This is a genomic window from Pseudomonas sp. B16(2017) (assembly GCF_002113205.1).
In the GTDB taxonomy this organism is placed as follows: Bacteria; Pseudomonadota; Gammaproteobacteria; order Pseudomonadales; family Pseudomonadaceae; genus Aquipseudomonas; species Aquipseudomonas pharyngis.
Genome location: NZ_NEKA01000001.1, coordinates 418,810 through 437,783, shown reverse-complemented (window position 1 = coordinate 437,783; position 18,974 = coordinate 418,810). Strand labels below are relative to the sequence as shown.

The window sequence follows — 18,974 nt, the reverse complement described above, 5'->3', positions numbered from 1 at the left end:
CGCCTCCACATCGAGTGGAGGCGGTTTTTTTCAGCGCATGAACCGCAGCGGCAATCCCTGACAGTTGTCATGGATCCGATGGTCATGCCACGCGATCTGCCCCGACACCATCGTCGTGCTGACCCGATGCCGAAAGCTGCGCTGAGCGAACGGCGTCCAGCCGCATTGCGACAGAACCGGTTGGCGGGACACCGCGACACCCCCAGGCTCCGGTTGAACCAACACCAGATCCGCCCAATACCCTTCACGTAAATAACCGCGATCCGGAATGGCAAACAGATCAGCCACCCGGTGGCTGGTCTTCGCCACCAGCGTGGTGATCGGCAATACGCCATCCGCTACCAGTTCCAGAAGCGCCGGCAGCGCGTGTTGCACCAGTGGCAGTCCAGACGGAGCCTGTTCATACGCTTGCTGCTTTTCCGCCCAGGTGTGCGGTGCGTGATCGCTGCCGATCACGTCCAGTCGATTGCTCAGCAGTGCCTGACGCAAGGCATCACGATCGGCTTGGGACTTGATCGCTGGATTGCATTTGATCAGGTTGCCAAGGTTCGGATAGTCACGGTCATCGAACAGCAAGTGATGCAGGCAGACTTCGGCGGTGACGCGTTTTTGCGACAGCGGTTTGTCTTCGAACAACGCCAGCTCGCGGGCCGTTGTCAGGTGCAGGACGTGCAGGCGAGTGCCATGACGTTTGGCCAGATCCACCGCCAGAGACGATGAACGAAAGCAGCTGTCGGCATTGCGGATCTGCGCGTGGGCATCGGCTGGCAATTGGTTGCCGAACCGTTCACGCAGGTTGGTGGCGTTCGCTTCGATGCTCGGCGTGTGTTCACAGTGGGCCAGCAGAATCGTCGGCACTTCGGCGAACAGACGCTCGAGGGTGTTGGGGTCGTCCACCAGCATGTTGCCGGTGGACGCGCCCATGAACACTTTCACACCGGCCACCTCGCTCGGATTCAGCGCTGCAACCGTGTCCAGATTGTCGTGACTGACGCCAAAGTGAAAACCGTAGTTGGCCACCGAGTTGATTGCTGCCCGGCGCTTTTTGTCGGCCAGCGCTTCAAGGGTCAGGGTGGCTGGGTTGGTGTTGGGCATGTCCATGAAACTGGTGATGCCGCCGGCCACCGCCGCACGGGACTCGGTGTGGATGCTGCCCTTGGCCGGCGCACCCGGCTCACGGAAATGCACTTGGTCGTCAATCATTCCCGGCAGCAGCCATTGACCGTTGGCGTCGATTTCCCGGGTCGCGTTTTCACCTTCGATGCTGCCGGCGATCTTGACGATGCGCCCGTGGCTGACCAACAGATCGGCGTCGAATTCACGACCCTCGTTCACCAGCCGCGCATTGCGAATCAACACACTGCTCATGATTCAGAACTCGTTCTGCAAGGCTTTGTAGCCGCGCACCAGGTCGACGTTGGTGCGCGCCACGTCTTCGGAAAACTCCGAAGCGCTGACGCTCACCGGCGGAAATTGCGAGAGGTCGGTGCCCGGGCCGATGCGGGTGGTGGAGGGCACGTAGAACGCGTCCGGCAGGTCCCGGCCGTCGACCACCGAGTTGTGCCGCACCACGCAACCATTGCCCACGACGCAGTTGAACAGCACGCTGTTGAAGCCGATGAACACCCGGTCTCCGACCGTGCATGGGCCGTGCACGATCGAGCGGTGGGCGATAGAGCTGAATTCGCCGATGGTCACCGCCGCGCCGGATTTGGAGTGGATCACCACGCCGTCCTGAATGTTCGAATTGGCGCCGATGGTGATCGGTTCCATCTCGCCCGTGGCGTCCACTTCATCAGCGCGGATCACCGCGTACGGGCCGACGAACACGTTTTCACCGATGATGACTTTGCCGCAGATGATCGCGGTTTTATCGACGTAGGCAGACTCGGCAATCTGCGGCAAATCACCGGAAGGATTTTTTCGAATCATGGTTGGCTCAGGGCTTCGTAGAGGGTGTTGAGGTTGTATTCGAACAGCCCGGTGAAGGTGCTGGCCGGTCCTCTGGTGGCGAGGGCGTCGGAGTACAGCGTGCCGCCGATGTGTGCGCCGCTTTCGTCGGCGATCTGTTTGAGCAGGCGTGCGTCCTTGATGTTTTCCATGAACACCGCTTTGACCTTGGCCTGGCGAATCTGGGTGATCAGCGCGGCGACTTCGGCAGCGGAGGGTTCGCGTTCGGTGGACAGACCTTGTGGCGCCATGAAGTCGATGCCGTAGGCCTGACCGAGATAACCGAAGGCGTCGTGGCTGGTGACGATCTTGCGGTTGCCCGGCGGCAATGAACCGAGCCTGGCTTTCGCCTGGGCGAGGAGGGCGTAGATCTGTTTCAGGTAGGCCTGGCTGTTGCGCTCGTAGTCGGTCTTGTTTGTCGGGTCAGCAGCGATCAGCGCCTTGGTGATGTTGGCGACGTACAGTTCGGCGTTTGCCAGGTTGTGCCAGGCGTGAGGGTCGGGGACGGTTTCGCCGTCCTCATCCAGCGAGCGCGGAATCACGCCGCGACTGGCGCTGATTACCGGAGCTCTGGTGTCGGTGCTGGCGACCAGCCGATCCAGCCACGGCTCGAAGCCCAGCCCGTTCTTGACGATCAGTTTCGCCTTGAGCAGGGCCTTGGCGTCATCCGGCGTCGGTTCGTAAGTGTGGGCATCGGCGTCAGGGCCGACCATGTTGGTGATCTGGATATGCTCGCCGCCGACCTGATGCACCATGTCGGCAAGGATGCTGAAACTGGTGACCACCGGCAGTTTTTCCGCCGCCGATAACGACATCGACAGCATCAGGCTGAACAGCACGAGTAGAGCGCGCATCGGGAAACACCTCATTGGGATGTGAGCAAAGGCGGGCGGCGCAACAGACCGTGCACCGGTCCGAACACCACGGACAACAGGTAACCGCCACCGGCGACCAGCACGATGGCCGGTCCGCTGGGCAGCGAGTAGTAGAACGACAGCAACAGGCCGAGCCATACCGATGCGCAACCGATGAGCGCGGCGATGGCAATCAGGACCGGCAGGCGTCGGCTCCAGAAGCGTGAAGCGGCGGCGGGCAGCATCATCAGGCCGACTACCATCAAGGCGCCGATCGCCTGGAAACCGATCACCAGATTGAGCACCACCAGCGTCAGGAACACGCCATGGGCGACGGGGCCGAGTCGGCTGACTGTGCGCAGGAAAAACGGATCGAGGGTGTCGAGCAGCAAGGGTTTGTAGATCAGCGCCATGGCCATCAGGCTGAGTGCCGACACCCACAGCATGCCGTTGAGGGTCGGCCCATCGACCGCCAAAGCGGAGCCGAACAGCAGGTGCAGCAAATCGAGTCGCTTGCCAGCGATGCCGAGAATCAGCACGCCGCTGGCCAGTGAGATGGGATAGATCGCGGCGAGGCTGGCGTCTTCGCGCAGGCCGGTGCGGCGGGTGATCCACGCGGCGAGTCCGGCCATGCTCAGGCCGGCACCGAGTCCGCCGAGGGTCAGCGCCGGCAGACTCAGCCCGGCGAACCAGAACCCCAACGCGGCGCCAGGGAGGATGCCGTGGGCAACGGCGTCGCCAATCAGGCTCATCCGGCGCAGGATCAGAAACACGCCCAGTGGCGCCGTGCTGCACGCCAGGACCAGACCGCCGAGCAGGGCCCGGCGCATGAAGACGAACTCGTGGAACGGCTGCCATAAATGGCTGAGCGTCAGCATCAAGCCACCTGCGTGTGAGGCGTTTGCTGGATGAGGTCGGTGCTGCTGCCGAATGCGCAGCCGTTCTGTTTGATCAGCAAGGTCTGTGGAATGTGTTGGCGCACGGCGGCAAGGTCATGGCAAACCACGACCAGGGTTCGTCCCTGCTCATGCCAGGCGTGCAGGTGTTGCCACAACAGTTTCTGCCCCAGTTCGTCGAGCGCGGCATGGGGTTCGTCGAGCAGCAGCAACGGAGTGTCGACCAGACTCAATCGGGCCAGCAGGGCGCGTTGCAGTTCTCCGCCGGAGAGAGCCATCAGGGGACGATGCTCCAGACCGCTCAGATGCCAGTCTTCCAGTGCGGATTCGAGACGCTGGGCCCTGAGTTGCGATGACAGTCGTCGCCCCCAGAAACCGGCGGCCACCAACTCTTGAAGACTGATCGGGAACTGTCGATCCAGATGCTGTTGCTGAGGCAGGAAGGACAAACCGCTTTGGCGTGGAACACCCAGTTCGACTTTGCCGGCCAGCGGTCGCTGTAATCCGGCGATGACTTTGAGCAGGCTGCTTTTGCCGCTGCCGTTGACGCCGATGATTGCGGTCAGGCTGCCGCTTTCCAGCCGAAGGTTCAGAGGCGCAGTGAGCGGTTGGCCGGGTGTTCCCCAGCTCAGGTTCTGGCAACGAATCATGGCTGCTCCCGGCGCCAGTGACTTTCGGCGACCGCATCGTGGGCATGAAGGCTTTCGGCGTGGATGACTCGGACGTGGAACTCGCTGATACCGGCTGAACGACGCAGGGCCAGATTCAGGCGTCGAGCAGCGTCTTCGCAGAACATCAGGTTCTGGCCGTTGGCGAGGGCGAAGGCCTGTTCGTCGGCGCGTTTCACAGCGGTTTGCACGGCGGTGCCGAGGGCTGCTTCGGCGTCGTTGATGATGGACGTCAGCGGTAGTTCGTCGACGAATTCATCCAGGTGGAGATGCAGCTGTGCGGTACTGCGTTGGCTGTGAGGTGTGGCCACGATGCCTTGGGTCGAACCCAACCACGCCAACACGTCGGCGTGCTGCAGTGGCTTGTTTGCAAAGTCGTCGATGAATTGTTGCTGGATCAGTTGCCTCGCCAATGCTGCAGAACACGGGCAAGTCGACGAGTAAGCCACCTCCATTTTCAGTTCCACGTGGAACATTTTGCTTTTCAGGTGGGCTGAAACAGTGACGGGATAAGATTTCCATCCTGCCAAAGGACTGATCAATGCCGGCCTTCTCAGTAGTAAATCGGTGTGGATATTGAGATAGGCGGCTTCGGACAGATCTTCGTGGCTATCGAGAAAACGCTGCAGAACTTTTCGCAGAAGCGCGGGAGACAGGTTCTGCTGCTCCAGCGCTTCCAGCCCCAGATAGAGCCGCGACATGTGAATGCCTCGTGCGTCTCCATCATCCAGACTGACGCCTGCATCCGCTTTGGCAGCCAGGCGTTGGCCTTCGATAAACACAGGTAATGCGATGCCGCACATCCCCACCCATTCGAGAGGCAGGGCCTGGCGGGCGGCTTGAGCCGCGACATCCGGCAAAGTCAGCGCGTTCATGAGCAGTTCCATCATGGTGATTGAATTTAATGTTACATTATAACAATTCAAACCACGATGCCTTTTTCATGAACAGGCTTTCATATGCACAGACGCCATTTGCTCAACCTGATGCTGGCCAGCGCGGCCTTTGTTTTGCCTTTTTCGGTGTCCGCCACGCAGATACGCAATGCGCGGCTCTGGCGTTCGGATGACAAGCTTCGGCTGGTGTTCGATCTGAGTGGTCCCGTGAGCTACAAAACGTTTACCTTGAGTGCACCGGAACGATTGATCATCGATTTGAGCGGTGCCAGCCTGAATGGAGATTTCAGCCAGTTGGCCTTATCCGGCACCCCTATTCATTCGATTCGCTCCGGCCATTTTGGCCAAGGGAACACCCGGATCGTGCTGGATTTAAGCAGCCCGGTTCAGCTCAATTCATTCTTGCTGGCGCCTCAAGATGGGCAAGGGCACCGTCTGGTTTTGGACTTGATGAGTGCATCACCGGGGTTGCCTGCGAGCGTTCCACGTGAAACACCTCAGGAAAAATCTCACCCCAAGCGCGACGTCATGGTGGTGGTGGACCCAGGGCATGGAGGAAAAGATCCGGGTGCAATTGGCGCCAAGGGCGAGCGTGAAAAGGATGTGGTTTTGTCCATTGCGCAATTGCTTGCACGTCGGCTTAAGCGAGAGAAAGGCTTTGATGTGAAGCTGGTGCGTAATGACGACTTCTTCGTCCCGTTACGCAAGCGTGTGGAGATCGCGCGTCAGCACAAGGCTGACATGTTCATCTCGGTGCATGCCGATGCTGCACCGCGTCTGACGGCTTCCGGGGCGTCGGTGTACTGCTTATCCGAAGGTGGCGCTACGTCCGCCACCGCGCGGTTCATGGCGCAGCGTGAGAACGGTGTGGATCTGCTCGGTGCAACCAGCCTGCTCAATCTCAAAGACAAGGACCCGATGCTCGCTGGCGTGATCCTCGACATGTCGATGAATGCAACCATCGCCGCCAGTCTACAACTCGGAAGCACAGTGCTGGGCAGTCTGGCCGGCATCACCACGCTGCACCAAAAGCGCGTGGAACAGGCTGGATTTGCCGTTCTGAAATCGCCGGATGTGCCGTCAATCCTGGTGGAAACCGGGTTCATTTCCAACGCGCGGGACAGTCAGCGCTTGGTGACCGCGCGTCATCAGCAAGCCGTGGCAGACGGTTTGTTTGAGGGGTTGCAGCGTTATTTCCAGAAGAATCCACCTGTCGACAGCTACATGGCCTGGCTACAAGAGCAGAAAGGGTCGCGGGTTTAGCAGCCAGTGATCCGGCTGCAGGTGAACTTCGCACTGCTGCCGCCTGAGCTGGAAAACCGGTTGATCGTCGTCCAGCCCACGCGCCGGTTGTAGCCAACCCAGGCTTCCCCATCGGAAGCGATGCCGGTGAAGAAGGTCAGTTGCCCATAGCGGCTGTTGGTTTGCGCCCAATAGCGGTTTCCCGCTTTTTCAAATCCACGCAGGTACATCGTGCTGCCGACGGTGTTGACGCTGTAGGCGTTGCCGTTGCCATCGATGCACGCCAACAAGTTCGCGCTGCGCGTGCAATTGGCGAGCCCCGGCAGTTGTGCTTTGGCATTAACCGCTAGCAATGCCAGGCAGATAAACGAGTATTTCAACGCGGTTTTCATGACGTAACTCGGCGACGACCTGATTACAGCTTCCGGCCCTTTGTCAGTTTGGGCAAGAAGAGAGTGGATTGACTTTGTTGTTATACTATAACATTCATCGGACAAGGCTTTCTGTGGCTTCCATTTCAAGCGTCCGTTTCCTTGGTGACCCCATCGAAGCCCAAGAACGCTCGCCCCGAGAGCCTCCAGCGCTGTTTAGCGACCGTCTGATGAGGTTTATCCAATGTCTTCCCGACTTCCCGTGACCGTTTTGTCCGGCTTTCTCGGCGCCGGAAAAAGTACACTTTTGAATTACGTACTACGTAACAGAGATGATTTGCGCGTCGCCGTTATCGTCAACGATATGAGCGAGATCAACATCGATGGCAGCGAAGTCCAGCGTGATGTCAGCCTGAACCGTGCTGAAGAGAAGCTCGTCGAAATGAGCAATGGCTGTATCTGCTGTACGTTACGTGAAGACCTTCTGGAAGAGGTCAGTCAGTTGGCCCGCGAAGGCCGCTTCGACTATTTGCTGATCGAGTCCACTGGAATCTCCGAGCCGCTGCCAGTGGCCGAGACATTCACCTTCCGTGATGAGCAGGGGCAAAGCCTCGCCGACATCGCACGCCTCGACACCATGGTCACTGTAGTCGACGGTATGAGCTTCCTGCCGGACTACCAGGCCGCTGAAAACCTCGCCTCCCGTGGCGAATTCCTCGGTGAAGAGGATGAGCGCTCGATCACCGATCTTCTGATCGAGCAGATCGAATTCGCCGACGTCCTGTTGATCAGCAAGATCGACCTGATCAGCAGCCGCGAGCGGGAAGAGTTGATGGCCATTCTCAGACGCCTCAACGCTCAGGCCGAGATCATTCCGATGGTCATGGGTGAGGTACCGCTGGAGAAAATTCTCAATACCGGTCGTTTCGACTTCGAAAAGGCCGCCCAGGCCCCGGGCTGGTTGCAGGAATTGCGTGGCGAACATGTGCCGGAAACCGAGGAGTACGGCATCGCATCCACGGCCTATCGGGCGCGCCGGCCCTTTCATCCGCAGCGTTTCTTCGACTTCATCGATCGCCCTTGGGTAAACGGCAAACTGCTGCGCTCCAAAGGCTTCTTCTGGCTGGCCAGCAAACCCACGGACGCCGGTAGCTGGTCCCAGGCAGGTGGCTTGATGCGCCATGGTTTCGCCGGGCGCTGGTGGCGCTTCGTGCCGAAAGAACAGTGGCCGCAGGATCAGGAAAGTACCGCCGCGATCATGGAAAACTGGATCGCCAGCGTAGGCGACTGTCGTCAGGAGCTGGTGTTTATCGGGCAGAACATCGATTTCGCACAGCTGTCGTCGGAACTGGATGATTGCCTGCTGACCGATGATGAAATGGCGCTCGGTACTCAAGGCTGGCTTCAACTGACCGATCCGTTTGGCTCCTGGCACGACGAGGTGGCCTGATGCTCGCCCTGAAACCTCTGCCAGGCAGTACACGTCATCAATCGTTCGGCCAGACCCCGCAGGCGCTGGCGGACATTCTTGACGACGAGATCAACCTCGCGGTCTGGCAACGGCAGCTTCCGCTGCACATTGCCGAGTTTGCGGACTTGTTGTTGTCTCTGAACGAACCCTACGCCGAGGCACTGTGCCTGGAATTGCCGGACGAAGACGCAGAACCGGATCTCACGGGATTGGCCAGCGGCTTTCGCGATCTGGAAGGCTACGAAGGGTTTATCGCCGACTTGAAATGGCTGGTCAGTGCCTTCGCCTGCCTGCTGGGCGCGCGGCGAATCGGCTTGCGCTTGCGGGTATTGGACAAGGCCATGTGTCCGCGTTTTCACGTCGATCATGTGCCGGTGCGGTTGATCACCACGTACGCAGGCGTCGGCAGCGAATGGCTCAGGGAAGGGGAAATGGATCGTCGGCAACTGGGAAATCCGCAAGCCGAGCCGCAGGAAGCGTCACGGATTCAGCAATTGAATCGCGGCGAAGTGGCATTGCTCAAGGGCGAAAAATGGCACGGCAACGAAGGTTTCGGCCTGATCCATCGCTCGCCACAACCGACGCCGGGAGAGCGGCGACTGCTGCTGACCCTCGACTGGCTTGGATAGCGCCTCAGGGCTTGAGCCACTTCCCCTGGCTCTGGCCCTCGCAATAGGGCTGCAAATACGCCGCATCGGTGGCTATGCCGTAATAGTGGATATCCTGGCGATAAGGCATATTGGCGACTTGCGCGTTGCTGCACACGCCGAACGCGCCGGCGGGGCACTGGTCGGCGTATTGAACCTCGACTTTCTGCCCGGCCAGGGTCGGCTGGCAGAAGCCGTCGTTGAACAGTTTCTCCGGGATGTTGCGGTTCTGCTGGCAGACTTTCACGTCGAGCCGCTCCGCCTGGCTGTGCACCACGCAGGCCTGGGCCAAAGCCTCGCCCGACACCAGCGTCAGCAGCAACGACCATCCCATCCACCGCATCTTCGACCTCCAGAAATCTTGATCATGTTGCAGAACATTCCCACCCACGTCATCGCCGGCCCCTTGGGCGCGGGCAAGACCAGCCTGATCCGCCAGCTCATGGCCCAGCGACCGGCGGGCGAGCGCTGGGCGGTGCTGATCAACGAGTTCGGTCAGATCGGGCTCGACGCGGCGCTGTTGACCCGCGACGCCGATGGTATCGCACTGGGCGAAGTGGCCGGGGGCTGTTTGTGTTGCGTGAACGGTGCGCCGTTCCAGATTGGTCTGGGGCGTTTATTGCGCAAGGCGCGGCCGGATCGCTTGTTCATCGAGCCATCCGGGCTCGGACATCCGGCACAGTTGCTGAAGCAGCTGAACGAGGCGCCGTGGCAAGGCGTACTCGCCGTACAACCTTGCGTGCTGGTGCTGGACGCCCAGGCCCTTGCCGCGGGCAAACCGCTGCCGGACGCGCAGCAGGAAACCTTGTACAGCGCAGGCCTGCTGCTGTTGAACAAGGCGGAAAACCTCGACGAGCCCACGCGTGAGCGAATCACCCGACAGTTGCCGCCTGTCAGACTGATCTGGACGCAACAGGCGATGTTGTCGCTCAGCGAGCTGCCGGGGCTGGCCGTACAGGCGCAGGCAGGTGTTGATAAGTTGGTCGTGCCTCAGGGGCTGGCACAAATCCCGGCCATCTGGAGCGATCCGGCGTTGCCGATCTGCCTGAGTCAGGCGCAGGAGGGTGGCTGGAGCATCGGTTGGCGCTGGCATCCGAGCCAGGTGTTCGATGTGTCGGGGATAACCCAATGGCTGAAAAGCCTGAACTGGCGCCGGGCCAAACTGGTGATTCACAGCCCGGTCGGCTGGCAGTCAGCCAATGCGCTGGACAATGCCGAGCTCAGCTGGCTGCCCAGTGAATGGCGCAAGGATTGCCGGATCGAGCTGATTTTCGACGAGCCGCAGGCGGTTGGTGAATTACAGGCCGGGCTGGCCCGGTGTCGGCTTCAGGCGAGCTGATTCAAGGCTTCCACTTGGTGTGCTCCTGACGCCACTGGCTCAGCTCGATCACTTCACCACGCGGCTTGGTCACTTCCACCACGGGCGGCGTGTCATCAAATGGCGCCGGGTAGGGCGCCAGTTCGATCTGCGCGCTGTGCGCACCGAACTGGGTGATGGTGCCGTTGTGCCGGGTTTCGCCGGTCACGGTAAATTCGAAATTGTAGACCCGGGCCAGACGTCGCCGACCGCTGGCGTCCTTGATCAGGCCGATCTTCTTTAGCGCCACGTTACCGTCGAGCAACTCGACGCCGACATTCACGCAATGCTGTTTAACCCGCTCCAGCGCCCGCTCGCGCAAGCCGTGGTTGTGCCAGAGCCACGCACCGGCGGCGGCGAACAGCATCAGCACGAAAATGTTTTCCAGGGTGAGCATCAATACGAAACTCCAAATGATGGCGTCAGCTTAACTGCGTCGCCGGTCTGTCGTACAGGCTGCGTTTCGTCGCATACTGCGCGGCTTGAATTTCAATCGTTTTACGGAAAAACCCGAATGAAACGTACGCCTCATCTGCTCGCCATCCAGTCCCATGTGGTGTTCGGCCACGCCGGCAACAGCGCTGCGGTTTTTCCGATGCAGCGGGTCGGGGTGAATGTCTGGCCGCTCAATACGGTGCAGTTCTCCAACCACACCCAGTACGGCCAGTGGGCCGGTGAAGTGCTGGCACCGCACCGGATCCCCGAGCTGGTCGAGGGCATTGCCGCCATCGGTGAGCTGGGCAATTGCGACGCGGTGCTGTCCGGCTATCTCGGCAGTGCGGCGCAGGGGCGGGCGATTCTCAGTGGCATCGAGCGGATCAAGGCGGCCAACCCGAAAGCCCTTTATCTGTGCGACCCGGTGATGGGGCATCCGGAAAAGGGCTGCAGCGTTCCTGCTGAAGTCAGTGATTTTCTGTTGGACGAAGCCGCTGCCGTTGCGGATTTCATGTGCCCGAACCAGTTGGAGCTGGACAGCTTCTCCGGGCGCAAGCCGCAGTCGCTGTTCGATTGCCTGGCGATGGCGCGGGCGCTTCTGGCGCGTGGGCCGAAAGCGGTGCTGGTCAAGCATCTGGATTATCCGGGTAAACCGGCGGATGGCTTTGAAATGTTGCTGGTGACGGCCGAGGGCAGCTGGCATTTGCGGCGTCCGCTGCTGGCGTTTCCGCGTCAGCCGGTGGGGGTGGGCGATCTGACGTCCGGTCTGTTCCTGGCGAGAGTGCTGCTCGGTGACAGCCTGGTGGCGGCTTTTGAATTCACCGCAGCAGCGGTTCATGAAGTGCTCCTGGAAACCCAGGCCTGCGCCAGTTACGAGCTGCAACTTGTGCGGGCGCAGGACCGGATTGCGCATCCGCGGGTGAAATTCGAAGCCACGCCGATCAGCCTGTAAGACCGCGTCGCCCCATTCGCGAGCAAACCCGCTCCCACAGGGGGAACGCATTCCAAATGTGGGAGCGGGCTTGCTCGCGAAAGCTATCTACAGAGCGCCGTAGATCGAAGGGCTGATCAGGCGTCGCCCTTGATTTCCTGATAGCGCTTTTCCAGCTCCTGACGAATCTGCCGGCGCTGCTGCGCCTGCATGTAGCGGCGCTTGTCTTCGCTGTTCTGCGGTTGCAGCGGCGGTACGGCGGCGGGTTTGCGCTGATCGTCCACCGCGACCATGGTGAAGAAGCAGCTGTTGGTGTGGCGCACCGAGCGCTCGCGGATGTTCTCGGTCACCACTTTGATGCCGACTTCCATCGAGGTGTTGCCGGTGTAGTTCACCGACGCCAGGAAGGTCACCAGTTCGCCGACATGGATCGGCTCGCGGAAAATCACCTGATCCACCGACAGGGTCACCACGTAGCGGCCGGCATAACGGCTGGCGCAGGCGTAGGCCACTTCGTCGAGGTATTTGAGCAGGGTGCCGCCGTGGACATTGCCAGAGAAGTTGGCCATGTCGGGGGTCATCAGTACCGTCATCGACAGCTGGGCGTTTCCGGGTTCCATAACGTTCTCACGGGTCAAGGCAGGGTTGCTGGAAGAAACACCTCTGCGGGTGCCTGGTCGCTTTTCAAAAGCACCGTTATCGGGACGCCAGGCAACTGGCCGCCGTCACGCCCGAATCGATCTGTTTCCATATATTGCACCGCCTTTCAGCCGGAAGTCGCGGTGTTACCCTGCAAAAGCGCCTCCCCAAGGGCGATTCCTACACCCAAAGCGGATTTTTACTCAGCTCACCCAGACATTTCCGATGCCTGCGTGAGCCTCGTCATTCAAGGAGCCCACACCATGCATGCCATCAGCTTTATTCAGGATCTGGCGGTGATCATGTTGGTCGCAGGTGTGGTGACCGTGCTGTTCCATCGCTTCAAGCAGCCGGTAGTGCTCGGCTACATCGTCGCCGGTTTCATCATCGGCCCGCATACACCGCCGTTCGGCCTGATCCACGATGAAGAAACCATCAAGACCCTCGCCGAGCTGGGGGTGATTTTCCTGATGTTCTGCCTGGGCCTGGAGTTCAGCCTGCGCAAACTGTTCAAGGTCGGTGCCACGGCATTCATCGCGGCATTCCTCGAAATTGTCCTGATGATCTGGATCGGCTACGAAATCGGCCGCTGGTTCGACTGGAACACCATGGATTCGCTGTTCCTCGGCGCGATCCTGGCGATTTCCTCGACCACCATCATCGTCAAGGCGCTCAACGACCTGAAGATGAAAAACGAGCGCTTCGCGCAGCTTATCTTCGGCGTGCTGATCGTCGAGGACATTCTCGGCATTGGCATCATCGCCTTGTTGTCGAGCATCGCCGTCAGCGGCACGGTGAGTTCCGGCGAAGTGTTTTCCACTGTCGGCAAGCTCTCTCTGTTCATGATTGTCGCCCTGGTGGTCGGCATCCTGCTGGTGCCGCGTCTGTTGGCTTACGTCGCCAAATTCGAAAGCAACGAGATGCTGCTGATTACGGTGCTGGGCCTGTGTTTCGGTTTCTGCCTGTTGGTGGTCAAGCTTGAGTACAGCATGGTGCTGGGGGCGTTCCTGATCGGCGCGATCATGGCCGAGTCGCGGCAACTGCTGAAAATCGAGCGCCTGATCGAGCCGGTTCGCGACCTCTTCAGCGCAATCTTCTTCGTCGCCATCGGCCTGATGCTCGACCCGATGATCCTGCTGCAGTACGCGTGGCCGATCGCGGTGATCACGGTCGCCGTGGTGCTGGGCAAGATGCTGTCGTGCGGGCTCGGTGCGTTTATCGCCGGCAATGACGGGCGAACCTCACTGCGGGTCGGGATGGGACTTTCACAGATTGGCGAATTTTCTTTCATCATCGCGGCGCTGGGGATGACTCTGCAGGTCACCAGCAACTTTCTCTATCCGGTGGCCGTGGCGGTTTCGGTGATTACCACGTTGCTGACACCGTACCTGATTCGGGCTGCCGATCCGCTGTCGATCAAGCTGTCCGCCGCCATGCCGCAACGCCTGGGTCGAGTGTTCGGAATGTACGGCGAATGGCTGCGCAGCATTCAGCCGCAGGGTGAGGGCGCGATGCTGGCCTCGATGATCCGGCGAATCCTGCTGCAGGTCGGGGTCAATCTGGCGCTGGTGATCGCGATCTTCTTTGCCGGGGCTTTCTTTGCCGGGCGCCTCTCGATCTGGATGCAGGACTGGATCAGTGATCCGAGCTGGCAGAAAGCGTTGATCTGGGGCGGGGCGTTGCTGGTGTCGCTGCCGTTCCTGATCGCGGCCTATCGCAAGCTCAAGGCGCTGTCGATGCTGCTGGCGGAGATGGGCGTGAAGCCGGAAATGGCCGGGCGTCACACGCAGCGAGTGCGCCGGGTGATCGCCGAAGTGATCCCGATCATCTCGCTGCTGGTGATTTTCCTGCTGCTGGCAGCCTTGTCGGCCAGTATCTTGCCGACCAACAAGTTGCTGGTGCTGATCGCCGTGGTCGCTGCCGCCGTGGCGGCGCTGCTCTGGCGCTGGTTCATCCGGGTGCACACGCGGATGCAGGTGGCCTTGCTGGAAACCCTCGACAACCACAAGGAGCCGTCGGGGCACTGACCACCAATCGAGGCGGGGCGTGTCAGCTTTCCAGCCAGACGTCCCGCGCCCAGTGCCAGACCGATTCCCAGGACTCTTCGGTGATCAGTTCTTCTTCGCCGGACCACAGCACCACGGTGCCGTCTTCTTCGACGCAGTAGTAGTCGTCACCGTCCTGGCAGATCGGGATCAGGTCGCGCGGCACGCCGGCATCCCAGGCGTTGGCGGCGACGTCCGGCAGGTAGGTGTGGGATTGCGGGTCGGTGACGGTCACCGGCTCCAGACTGCCGTAAACCACGTCGCTGACGGTCAGCAGAAACTCTTTGAAGACGAACGGGATGTTGATGAAGAGTTCTTCTTCGATTTCCACCAACTGGTCTTCGTCGGGCAATTCCAAAGGAACCGGTACGGGTTCGTTGGCTTCGCGCAGTTGTTCGATGATTTCTTCCACGTCCGGGATCCTCTTGCTTGAATGGCGCGGTTCATATGGGCCGGTTTATACAGTAGCTCGCTATAGATGCAACCGCGAAATAGAAAACCCCGGCCGAGGCCGGGGTTTTATTGCAGCGAGTAAAACGTCGAAGGTGATCAGCCGTTCTGGCGGATACCGGCGACCAGCCAAGGCTGGTTGTCACCCTGTGGACGTTCCATGTTCCAGCTTTCGCTGAACACTTCGCCCTGCTGGTCGAAACGCGAAGTCTTCGACACGCCGTTGAAGGTCAGGGTAGCGATGGTCTTGTCCGCACGGTCATCCACGCCATCCAGTTGTACCTGGAGGTTGTCGATGTAGGTGGACTGGAACGCGTCGCCCAGTTCCGCGCGCTCGCGCTTGAGGAACTCGAGCATCTGCGGGGTCACGAACTCGGCGATCTTGTCCATTTCGTTGGCGTCCCAGTGCTGCTGCAGCGCCTGGAAGTGGCTGCGGGCGGCTTCAAGGAAGCGCTGTTCGTTGAACCAGGCCGGTGCGTTGATCACCGGACGAGCGGCAGCGGGAGCCGCCGAACCACCGAAGATCGAACCCATCGCCGCTGGTTTCTGTTCGAACACTTCACGCTGCATCGGCGCGCCGGCCGGAGCGAACTGCTCCTGCTGTTTGCGGCGACGGGCGGCAATGAATCGGAAGATCACGAACGCGATCACGGCCATGATCAGGATGTCGAAGATCTGCATGCCTTCGAAGCCGCCGCCCATGAACATGGAAGCGAGCAGGCCACCGGCAGCGATGCCGGCCAGAGGGCCGAGCCATTTCGAAGCGCCGCCGGCCTTGGCCGCAGCGCCCGCGGCACCGGCAGCACCAGCGGTCGCCGCAGCGCCGCCCATGCCTGGGGAAGAAGGAGCCATCTGGCTGGTCTGGTGTGTCGGCGCAGCGCCGGCACTTTTGCCACCACCAAAGCGCTTGGCGTTGGCGTCGAGGCTCATCGTCAGGCCGATGCACAACGCCATGGCGATGCTAAGAAAACGTTTCATAAAGGGAATTCCCGTTTGTGGAGACACGCGCGCCATGTTGCACAGCTGAAGTGTTACTGGCTAGCGAGAGAGTGTTTCGGGCTTTTGCCTGACAGGTTACGTTCAGCTCGGTCGGGGCAATAAGGCCATGTACTTTTGTCTGTAGGAAAAGGAGATAGGTTCAGCAGGAAATGGATCAGCGCCGCAAGGCCAGCATCACCACACCAGCGGTGATCAGGCCAATGCCGCCCCACTGGCGCAGGTCGAGTTTCTCACCCAGCAGGATCACACCGAGCACCGCCACGAAGACCACGCTGAGTTTGTCCACCGGGGCAACCAGAGATGCCGGTCCGACTTTCAACGCCCGGAAGTAGCACAGCCACGAAGCGCCAGTACCCAGCCCGGACAACAGCAGGAACAGGTAGCTCTTGGCGGAGATCGATCCCAAGGACTGATATTGGCCCGTGGCGTACAAAATCAAGGCCAGGCTGACCAATACGACGATTGTGCGCAGCAGGGTGGCGAAGTCGGAGTTGACGTTTTCTATGCCGATCTTGGCGAAGATGGCCGTCAGCGCGGCGAAAGTGGCCGAGAGCAGGGCCCAGAACGTCCACGAAGAAAAGAAGCCCGAGCCCATGGGTGTTGCCTCCAGTGTTCGTGTCCGATCGTTCCCACGCTCTGCGTGGTAACGCCGCCATGGACGCTCCGCGTCCACAGTGACGCAGAGCGCCACGGGATGCATTCCCACACAGAGCGTGGGAATGATGAGCAACGACGGGCTGCCCTTAAATGGCTTCCAGCTTCGCGTACCCGAGCATCAGCCACTTGCTGCCTTCGGCGAAGTTCACCTGCACCCGGGCCTGGGCGCCGGCGCCTTCGAAGTTGAGGATCACGCCGTCGCCGAAGATCGAGTGCCGGACAGCCTGGCCAAGGCTCAGGCCGGTTTCCGGAATCTCGCTGCCGCTGAACAGGTTGCTGCCGCCCATCGACTGGTTGCCGCCGAACGGCCGGCTGACGCTGTTGGACAGACGCACTTCCTGAATCAGACCCTTCGGTACTTCCCGTACGAAACGCGACACCTTGTTGTAGGTTTCACTGCCGTACAGGCGTCGGGTTTCAGCATAGGTCATCACAAGATTCTGCATCGCCCGGGTAATGCCGACATAGGCCAGTCGCCGCTCCTCCTCAAGGCGCCCCGGTTCTTCCAGGCTCATCTTGTGCGGGAACAGGCCTTCTTCCATGCCCACCAGGAACACGTAAGGGAATTCCAGGCCCTTGGCGCTGTGCAGGGTCATCAACTGAATGCTGTCTTCGTGCTCGTCGGCCTGGGTGTCGCCGGCCTCCAGCGAGGCGTGGCCGAGGAACGCCGCCAGTGGCGTCAGTTCTTCGTCTTCTTCGGTATTCTCGAAGTTGCGCGCGGCGCTGACCAGTTCCTCAAGGTTTTCTACCCGGGCCTGGCCTTTCTCGCCTTTTTCCGCTTCGTGGTAGGCGATCAGTCCGGATTGCTCGATGACGGTCTGGGTCATCAGGTGCAACGGCATCTCGGCGCACTTGGCGGCGAGGTTCTCGATCAGCTCGATAAACGCACCGAGTGCACCGGCGGCGCGACCGGTCAGGCCTTTGTTGGCCACCAGCTGGCGCATGGCTTCCCACATCGACACATCGCTGTGGCGTGCATGATCGCGGATCGCTTCGACGGTTTTCTCGCCGATGCCGCGCGCCGGGACGTTGATCACCCGTTCCAGCGCTGCATCGTTGCCGCGACCTTCCAGCAAACGCAGGTAGGCCATGGCGTTCTTGATTTCCGCCCGCTCGAAGAAGCGCTGGCCGCCATAGATGCGGTACGGAATGCGTTCACGCAGCAAGGCTTCTTCCAAAACGCGCGATTGGGCGTTGGAGCGGTAGAGAATCGCGATATCGCTGCGAGCCAGGCCGGTTTTCAGCGCGCTTTCGATGGTTTCGACAACGTAGCGCGCTTCATCGTGTTCGTTGAACGCGGCGTAGAGGTTGATGGCTTCGCCGTCGCCACCATCGGTCCACAGCTCTTTGCCCAGACGCCCGGTGTTGTTGGCGATCAGGGCGTTGGCGGCTTTCAGGATGCCGGCCGTGGAGCGGTAGTTCTGCTCCAGACGGATGGTCACCGAGTCCGGGAAGTCGGAAGAGTACTGGTGGATGTTTTCGATTTTTGCGCCGCGCCAGCCGTAGATCGACTGGTCGTCGTCGCCGACCACCATCAGGCTGTCGCCGCCCTTGCCCAACAGACGCAGCCAGGCGTACTGCACGGCGTTGGTGTCCTGGAATTCGTCCACCAGAATGTGTCGGAAACGCTTCTGGTAGTGCGCCAACAGGCCCGGGTGGTCGCGCCACAGGTCGAGGGCGCGCAGCAGCAGTTCGGAGAAATCGATGACGCCGGCCCGCTGGCATGCCGCCTCGTAGGCTTCATAAATGCCGCGCATCGTCGCCAGGAACAGATCGCCGCTGGCTTGAATGTGTTGCGGACGCAGACCTTCGTCTTTCTGCCCGTTGATGAACCATTGGGCCTGACGGGCCGGCCAGCGTTGCTCGTCCAGCCCCAGCTCGCGGATCACCCGCTTGACCAAGCGTTGCTGGTCGTCGCTGTCGAGAATCTGGAAGGTCTGGCTCAGCCCGGCTTCCTGCCAGTGCGCCCGCAACAGGCGGTGCGCCAGGCCGTGGAAGGTGCCGACCCACATGCCGGCCGGGTTGATGCCCAACAACTGCTCGATGCGGTGACGCATCTCGGCAGCGGCCTTGTTGGTGAAGGTCACCGACAGAATAGAGTGGGGCGAGGCGTTCTCGACCTGGATCAACCAGGCGATACGGTGCACCAGCACTCGGGTTTTGCCGGAGCCGGCACCGGCCAGGACCAATTGACGACCAACGGGAGCCGCTACGGCCTGGCGTTGGGCATCGTTGAGGGAGTTCAGCAGAAGGGAGAGATCATCGCGCATCGGGGCATTCTAGGGTGCGCCGCAGGCCCGGGCAAACCGAGCTTTGCATTAGCCGATGAAAGTGCCGCCCGTGACGACCGGTCGGTCACCGGCTACAGGCGTTGGCCCGCCTGAGCTCAGGGCTTTGGTGGGGGCTGGGCGGCGGAAAAGTTTCGGTGAAATTATGATCTGGGGCAGTTTGGCAAGTGGTTCGGCT

The 18,974-nt window shown here is 60.7% G+C and carries 20 protein-coding genes; 6 read left to right on the top strand and 14 right to left on the bottom strand.

Annotated elements, in window-relative coordinates; translation table 11 throughout:
* Positions 1–30 precede the first annotated feature (30 nt).
* From CAG25_RS02050 to folE2, 6 genes are read right to left on the bottom strand one after another with little or no spacing between them, the layout of a single operon-like run.
* Entirely contained in the window at positions 31–1,368 is a 1,338-nt protein-coding gene (locus tag CAG25_RS02050; RefSeq protein WP_085612448.1) for a dihydroorotase, read from the bottom strand.
* A 3-nt stretch (positions 1,369–1,371) separates the two neighbouring features.
* A complete protein-coding gene (locus CAG25_RS02045; protein ID WP_085612447.1) occupies positions 1,372–1,932 on the bottom strand; it encodes a carbonate dehydratase in 561 nt (186 codons plus the stop codon).
* Entirely contained in the window at positions 1,929–2,804 is an 876-nt protein-coding gene (locus CAG25_RS02040; RefSeq protein ID WP_085612446.1) for a metal ABC transporter substrate-binding protein, read from the bottom strand. Before CAG25_RS02040 ends, CAG25_RS02045 begins: the two co-directional genes overlap by 4 nt.
* An 11-nt stretch (positions 2,805–2,815) precedes the next feature.
* Complete coding sequence (locus CAG25_RS02035; protein WP_085612445.1) at positions 2,816–3,682, bottom strand: metal ABC transporter permease; 867 nt, start codon at positions 3,680–3,682, stop codon at positions 2,816–2,818.
* Positions 3,682–4,350 carry a metal ABC transporter ATP-binding protein gene (locus CAG25_RS02030; RefSeq protein ID WP_085612444.1) on the bottom strand — a complete coding sequence of 223 codons (669 nt, stop codon included), beginning with the start codon at positions 4,348–4,350 and terminating at the stop codon, positions 3,682–3,684. Before CAG25_RS02030 ends, CAG25_RS02035 begins: the two co-directional genes overlap by 1 nt.
* Positions 4,347–5,243 carry a GTP cyclohydrolase FolE2 gene (gene folE2, locus CAG25_RS02025; RefSeq protein ID WP_085612443.1) on the bottom strand — a complete coding sequence of 299 codons (897 nt, stop codon included), beginning with the start codon at positions 5,241–5,243 and terminating at the stop codon, positions 4,347–4,349. The genes CAG25_RS02030 and folE2 overlap by 4 nt, the downstream gene beginning before the upstream one ends.
* Positions 5,244–5,327: 84 nt before the next feature.
* Here folE2 and CAG25_RS02020 point away from each other — a divergent pair, with 84 nt between their 5' ends.
* Positions 5,328–6,527, top strand: coding sequence for an N-acetylmuramoyl-L-alanine amidase (locus CAG25_RS02020; protein WP_085612442.1), 1,200 nt, complete (start codon positions 5,328–5,330; stop codon positions 6,525–6,527).
* On the opposite strand, the gene CAG25_RS02015 is transcribed toward CAG25_RS02020, so the two are convergent.
* Positions 6,524–6,898 (bottom strand): glutamine synthetase, encoded by a 375-nt coding sequence (locus CAG25_RS02015; protein WP_085612441.1) that lies wholly within the window; start codon positions 6,896–6,898, stop codon positions 6,524–6,526. The genes CAG25_RS02020 and CAG25_RS02015 overlap by 4 nt on opposite strands.
* Before the next feature lie 223 nt (positions 6,899–7,121).
* Here CAG25_RS02015 and zigA point away from each other — a divergent pair, with 223 nt between their 5' ends.
* Both zigA and CAG25_RS02005 read left to right on the top strand, forming a co-directional pair.
* Positions 7,122–8,327: a zinc metallochaperone GTPase ZigA gene (gene zigA, locus CAG25_RS02010; protein WP_085612440.1), complete on the top strand. Its 1,206-nt coding sequence runs from the start codon at positions 7,122–7,124 to the stop codon at positions 8,325–8,327.
* Positions 8,327–8,977 carry a DUF1826 domain-containing protein gene (locus CAG25_RS02005; RefSeq protein ID WP_085612439.1) on the top strand — a complete coding sequence of 217 codons (651 nt, stop codon included), beginning with the start codon at positions 8,327–8,329 and terminating at the stop codon, positions 8,975–8,977. Before zigA ends, CAG25_RS02005 begins: the two co-directional genes overlap by 1 nt.
* A gap of 4 nt (positions 8,978–8,981) precedes the next feature.
* On the opposite strand, the gene CAG25_RS02000 is transcribed toward CAG25_RS02005, so the two are convergent.
* A complete protein-coding gene (locus CAG25_RS02000; protein WP_085612438.1) occupies positions 8,982–9,338 on the bottom strand; it encodes an NADH:ubiquinone oxidoreductase in 357 nt (118 codons plus the stop codon).
* A gap of 24 nt (positions 9,339–9,362) precedes the next feature.
* Here CAG25_RS02000 and CAG25_RS01995 point away from each other — a divergent pair, with 24 nt between their 5' ends.
* Complete coding sequence (locus CAG25_RS01995) at positions 9,363–10,334, top strand: GTP-binding protein (RefSeq protein ID WP_085612437.1); 972 nt, start codon at positions 9,363–9,365, stop codon at positions 10,332–10,334.
* Between the two features lies 1 nt (position 10,335).
* On the opposite strand, the gene CAG25_RS01990 is transcribed toward CAG25_RS01995, so the two are convergent.
* Positions 10,336–10,749, bottom strand: coding sequence for a DUF3301 domain-containing protein (locus tag CAG25_RS01990; protein WP_039765057.1), 414 nt, complete (start codon positions 10,747–10,749; stop codon positions 10,336–10,338).
* Between the two features lie 117 nt (positions 10,750–10,866).
* Here CAG25_RS01990 and pdxY point away from each other — a divergent pair, with 117 nt between their 5' ends.
* The gene (pdxY, locus tag CAG25_RS01985) at positions 10,867–11,739 is read left to right on the top strand and encodes a pyridoxal kinase PdxY (protein WP_064379732.1); all 873 of its coding nucleotides are present in this window, start codon (positions 10,867–10,869) and stop codon (positions 11,737–11,739) included.
* 116 nt (positions 11,740–11,855) lie between these two features.
* On the opposite strand, the gene CAG25_RS01980 is transcribed toward pdxY, so the two are convergent.
* Complete coding sequence (locus tag CAG25_RS01980) at positions 11,856–12,338, bottom strand: acyl-CoA thioesterase (RefSeq protein WP_003229693.1); 483 nt, start codon at positions 12,336–12,338, stop codon at positions 11,856–11,858.
* 282 nt (positions 12,339–12,620) lie between these two features.
* Between CAG25_RS01980 and CAG25_RS01975 the strand changes: the two genes are divergently transcribed.
* Positions 12,621–14,384 (top strand): cation:proton antiporter, encoded by a 1,764-nt coding sequence (locus tag CAG25_RS01975; RefSeq protein ID WP_064379734.1) that lies wholly within the window; start codon positions 12,621–12,623, stop codon positions 14,382–14,384.
* A gap of 22 nt (positions 14,385–14,406) precedes the next feature.
* Here the strand turns inward: CAG25_RS01975 and CAG25_RS01970 are convergent, their stop codons facing one another.
* From CAG25_RS01970 to uvrD, 4 genes are all read right to left on the bottom strand, one after another.
* Entirely contained in the window at positions 14,407–14,814 is a 408-nt protein-coding gene (locus tag CAG25_RS01970) for an SMI1/KNR4 family protein (protein WP_007954245.1), read from the bottom strand.
* Positions 14,815–14,951: 137 nt separating this feature from the next.
* Positions 14,952–15,830: a Tim44 domain-containing protein gene (locus CAG25_RS01965; protein ID WP_085612436.1), complete on the bottom strand. Its 879-nt coding sequence runs from the start codon at positions 15,828–15,830 to the stop codon at positions 14,952–14,954.
* A gap of 175 nt (positions 15,831–16,005) precedes the next feature.
* Positions 16,006–16,446 (bottom strand): EamA family transporter, encoded by a 441-nt coding sequence (locus CAG25_RS01960; RefSeq protein WP_064379739.1) that lies wholly within the window; start codon positions 16,444–16,446, stop codon positions 16,006–16,008.
* Between the two features lie 148 nt (positions 16,447–16,594).
* The gene (uvrD, locus tag CAG25_RS01955) at positions 16,595–18,778 is read right to left on the bottom strand and encodes a DNA helicase II (protein ID WP_007954248.1); all 2,184 of its coding nucleotides are present in this window, start codon (positions 18,776–18,778) and stop codon (positions 16,595–16,597) included.
* Positions 18,779–18,974: the final 196 nt, after the last annotated feature.

Bases quoted from the DNA above. Each gene is read 5' to 3' on its own strand.
- CAG25_RS01965 (WP_085612436.1), bottom strand. From the start codon at position 15,830: ATGAAACGTTTTCTTAGCATCGCCATGGCGTTGTGCATCGGCCTGACG.
- CAG25_RS02005 (WP_085612439.1), top strand. From the start codon at position 8,327: ATGCTCGCCCTGAAACCTCTGCCAGGCAGTACACGTCATCAATCGTTC.
- pdxY (WP_064379732.1), top strand. From the start codon at position 10,867: ATGAAACGTACGCCTCATCTGCTCGCCATCCAGTCCCATGTGGTGTTC.
- uvrD (WP_007954248.1), bottom strand. From the start codon at position 18,778: ATGCGCGATGATCTCTCCCTTCTGCTGAACTCCCTCAACGATGCCCAA.
- CAG25_RS02000 (WP_085612438.1), bottom strand. From the start codon at position 9,338: ATGCGGTGGATGGGATGGTCGTTGCTGCTGACGCTGGTGTCGGGCGAG.
- CAG25_RS02045 (WP_085612447.1), bottom strand. From the start codon at position 1,932: ATGATTCGAAAAAATCCTTCCGGTGATTTGCCGCAGATTGCCGAGTCT.
- CAG25_RS01980 (WP_003229693.1), bottom strand. From the start codon at position 12,338: ATGGAACCCGGAAACGCCCAGCTGTCGATGACGGTACTGATGACCCCC.
- CAG25_RS01975 (WP_064379734.1), top strand. From the start codon at position 12,621: ATGCATGCCATCAGCTTTATTCAGGATCTGGCGGTGATCATGTTGGTC.
- CAG25_RS02040 (WP_085612446.1), bottom strand. From the start codon at position 2,804: ATGCGCGCTCTACTCGTGCTGTTCAGCCTGATGCTGTCGATGTCGTTA.
- zigA (WP_085612440.1), top strand. From the start codon at position 7,122: ATGTCTTCCCGACTTCCCGTGACCGTTTTGTCCGGCTTTCTCGGCGCC.
- CAG25_RS02015 (WP_085612441.1), bottom strand. From the start codon at position 6,898: ATGAAAACCGCGTTGAAATACTCGTTTATCTGCCTGGCATTGCTAGCG.
- CAG25_RS02020 (WP_085612442.1), top strand. From the start codon at position 5,328: ATGCACAGACGCCATTTGCTCAACCTGATGCTGGCCAGCGCGGCCTTT.
- folE2 (WP_085612443.1), bottom strand. From the start codon at position 5,243: ATGAACGCGCTGACTTTGCCGGATGTCGCGGCTCAAGCCGCCCGCCAG.
- CAG25_RS02035 (WP_085612445.1), bottom strand. From the start codon at position 3,682: ATGCTGACGCTCAGCCATTTATGGCAGCCGTTCCACGAGTTCGTCTTC.
- CAG25_RS01990 (WP_039765057.1), bottom strand. From the start codon at position 10,749: ATGCTCACCCTGGAAAACATTTTCGTGCTGATGCTGTTCGCCGCCGCC.
- CAG25_RS01995 (WP_085612437.1), top strand. From the start codon at position 9,363: ATGTTGCAGAACATTCCCACCCACGTCATCGCCGGCCCCTTGGGCGCG.
- CAG25_RS02030 (WP_085612444.1), bottom strand. From the start codon at position 4,350: ATGATTCGTTGCCAGAACCTGAGCTGGGGAACACCCGGCCAACCGCTC.
- CAG25_RS02050 (WP_085612448.1), bottom strand. From the start codon at position 1,368: ATGAGCAGTGTGTTGATTCGCAATGCGCGGCTGGTGAACGAGGGTCGT.
- CAG25_RS01960 (WP_064379739.1), bottom strand. From the start codon at position 16,446: ATGGGCTCGGGCTTCTTTTCTTCGTGGACGTTCTGGGCCCTGCTCTCG.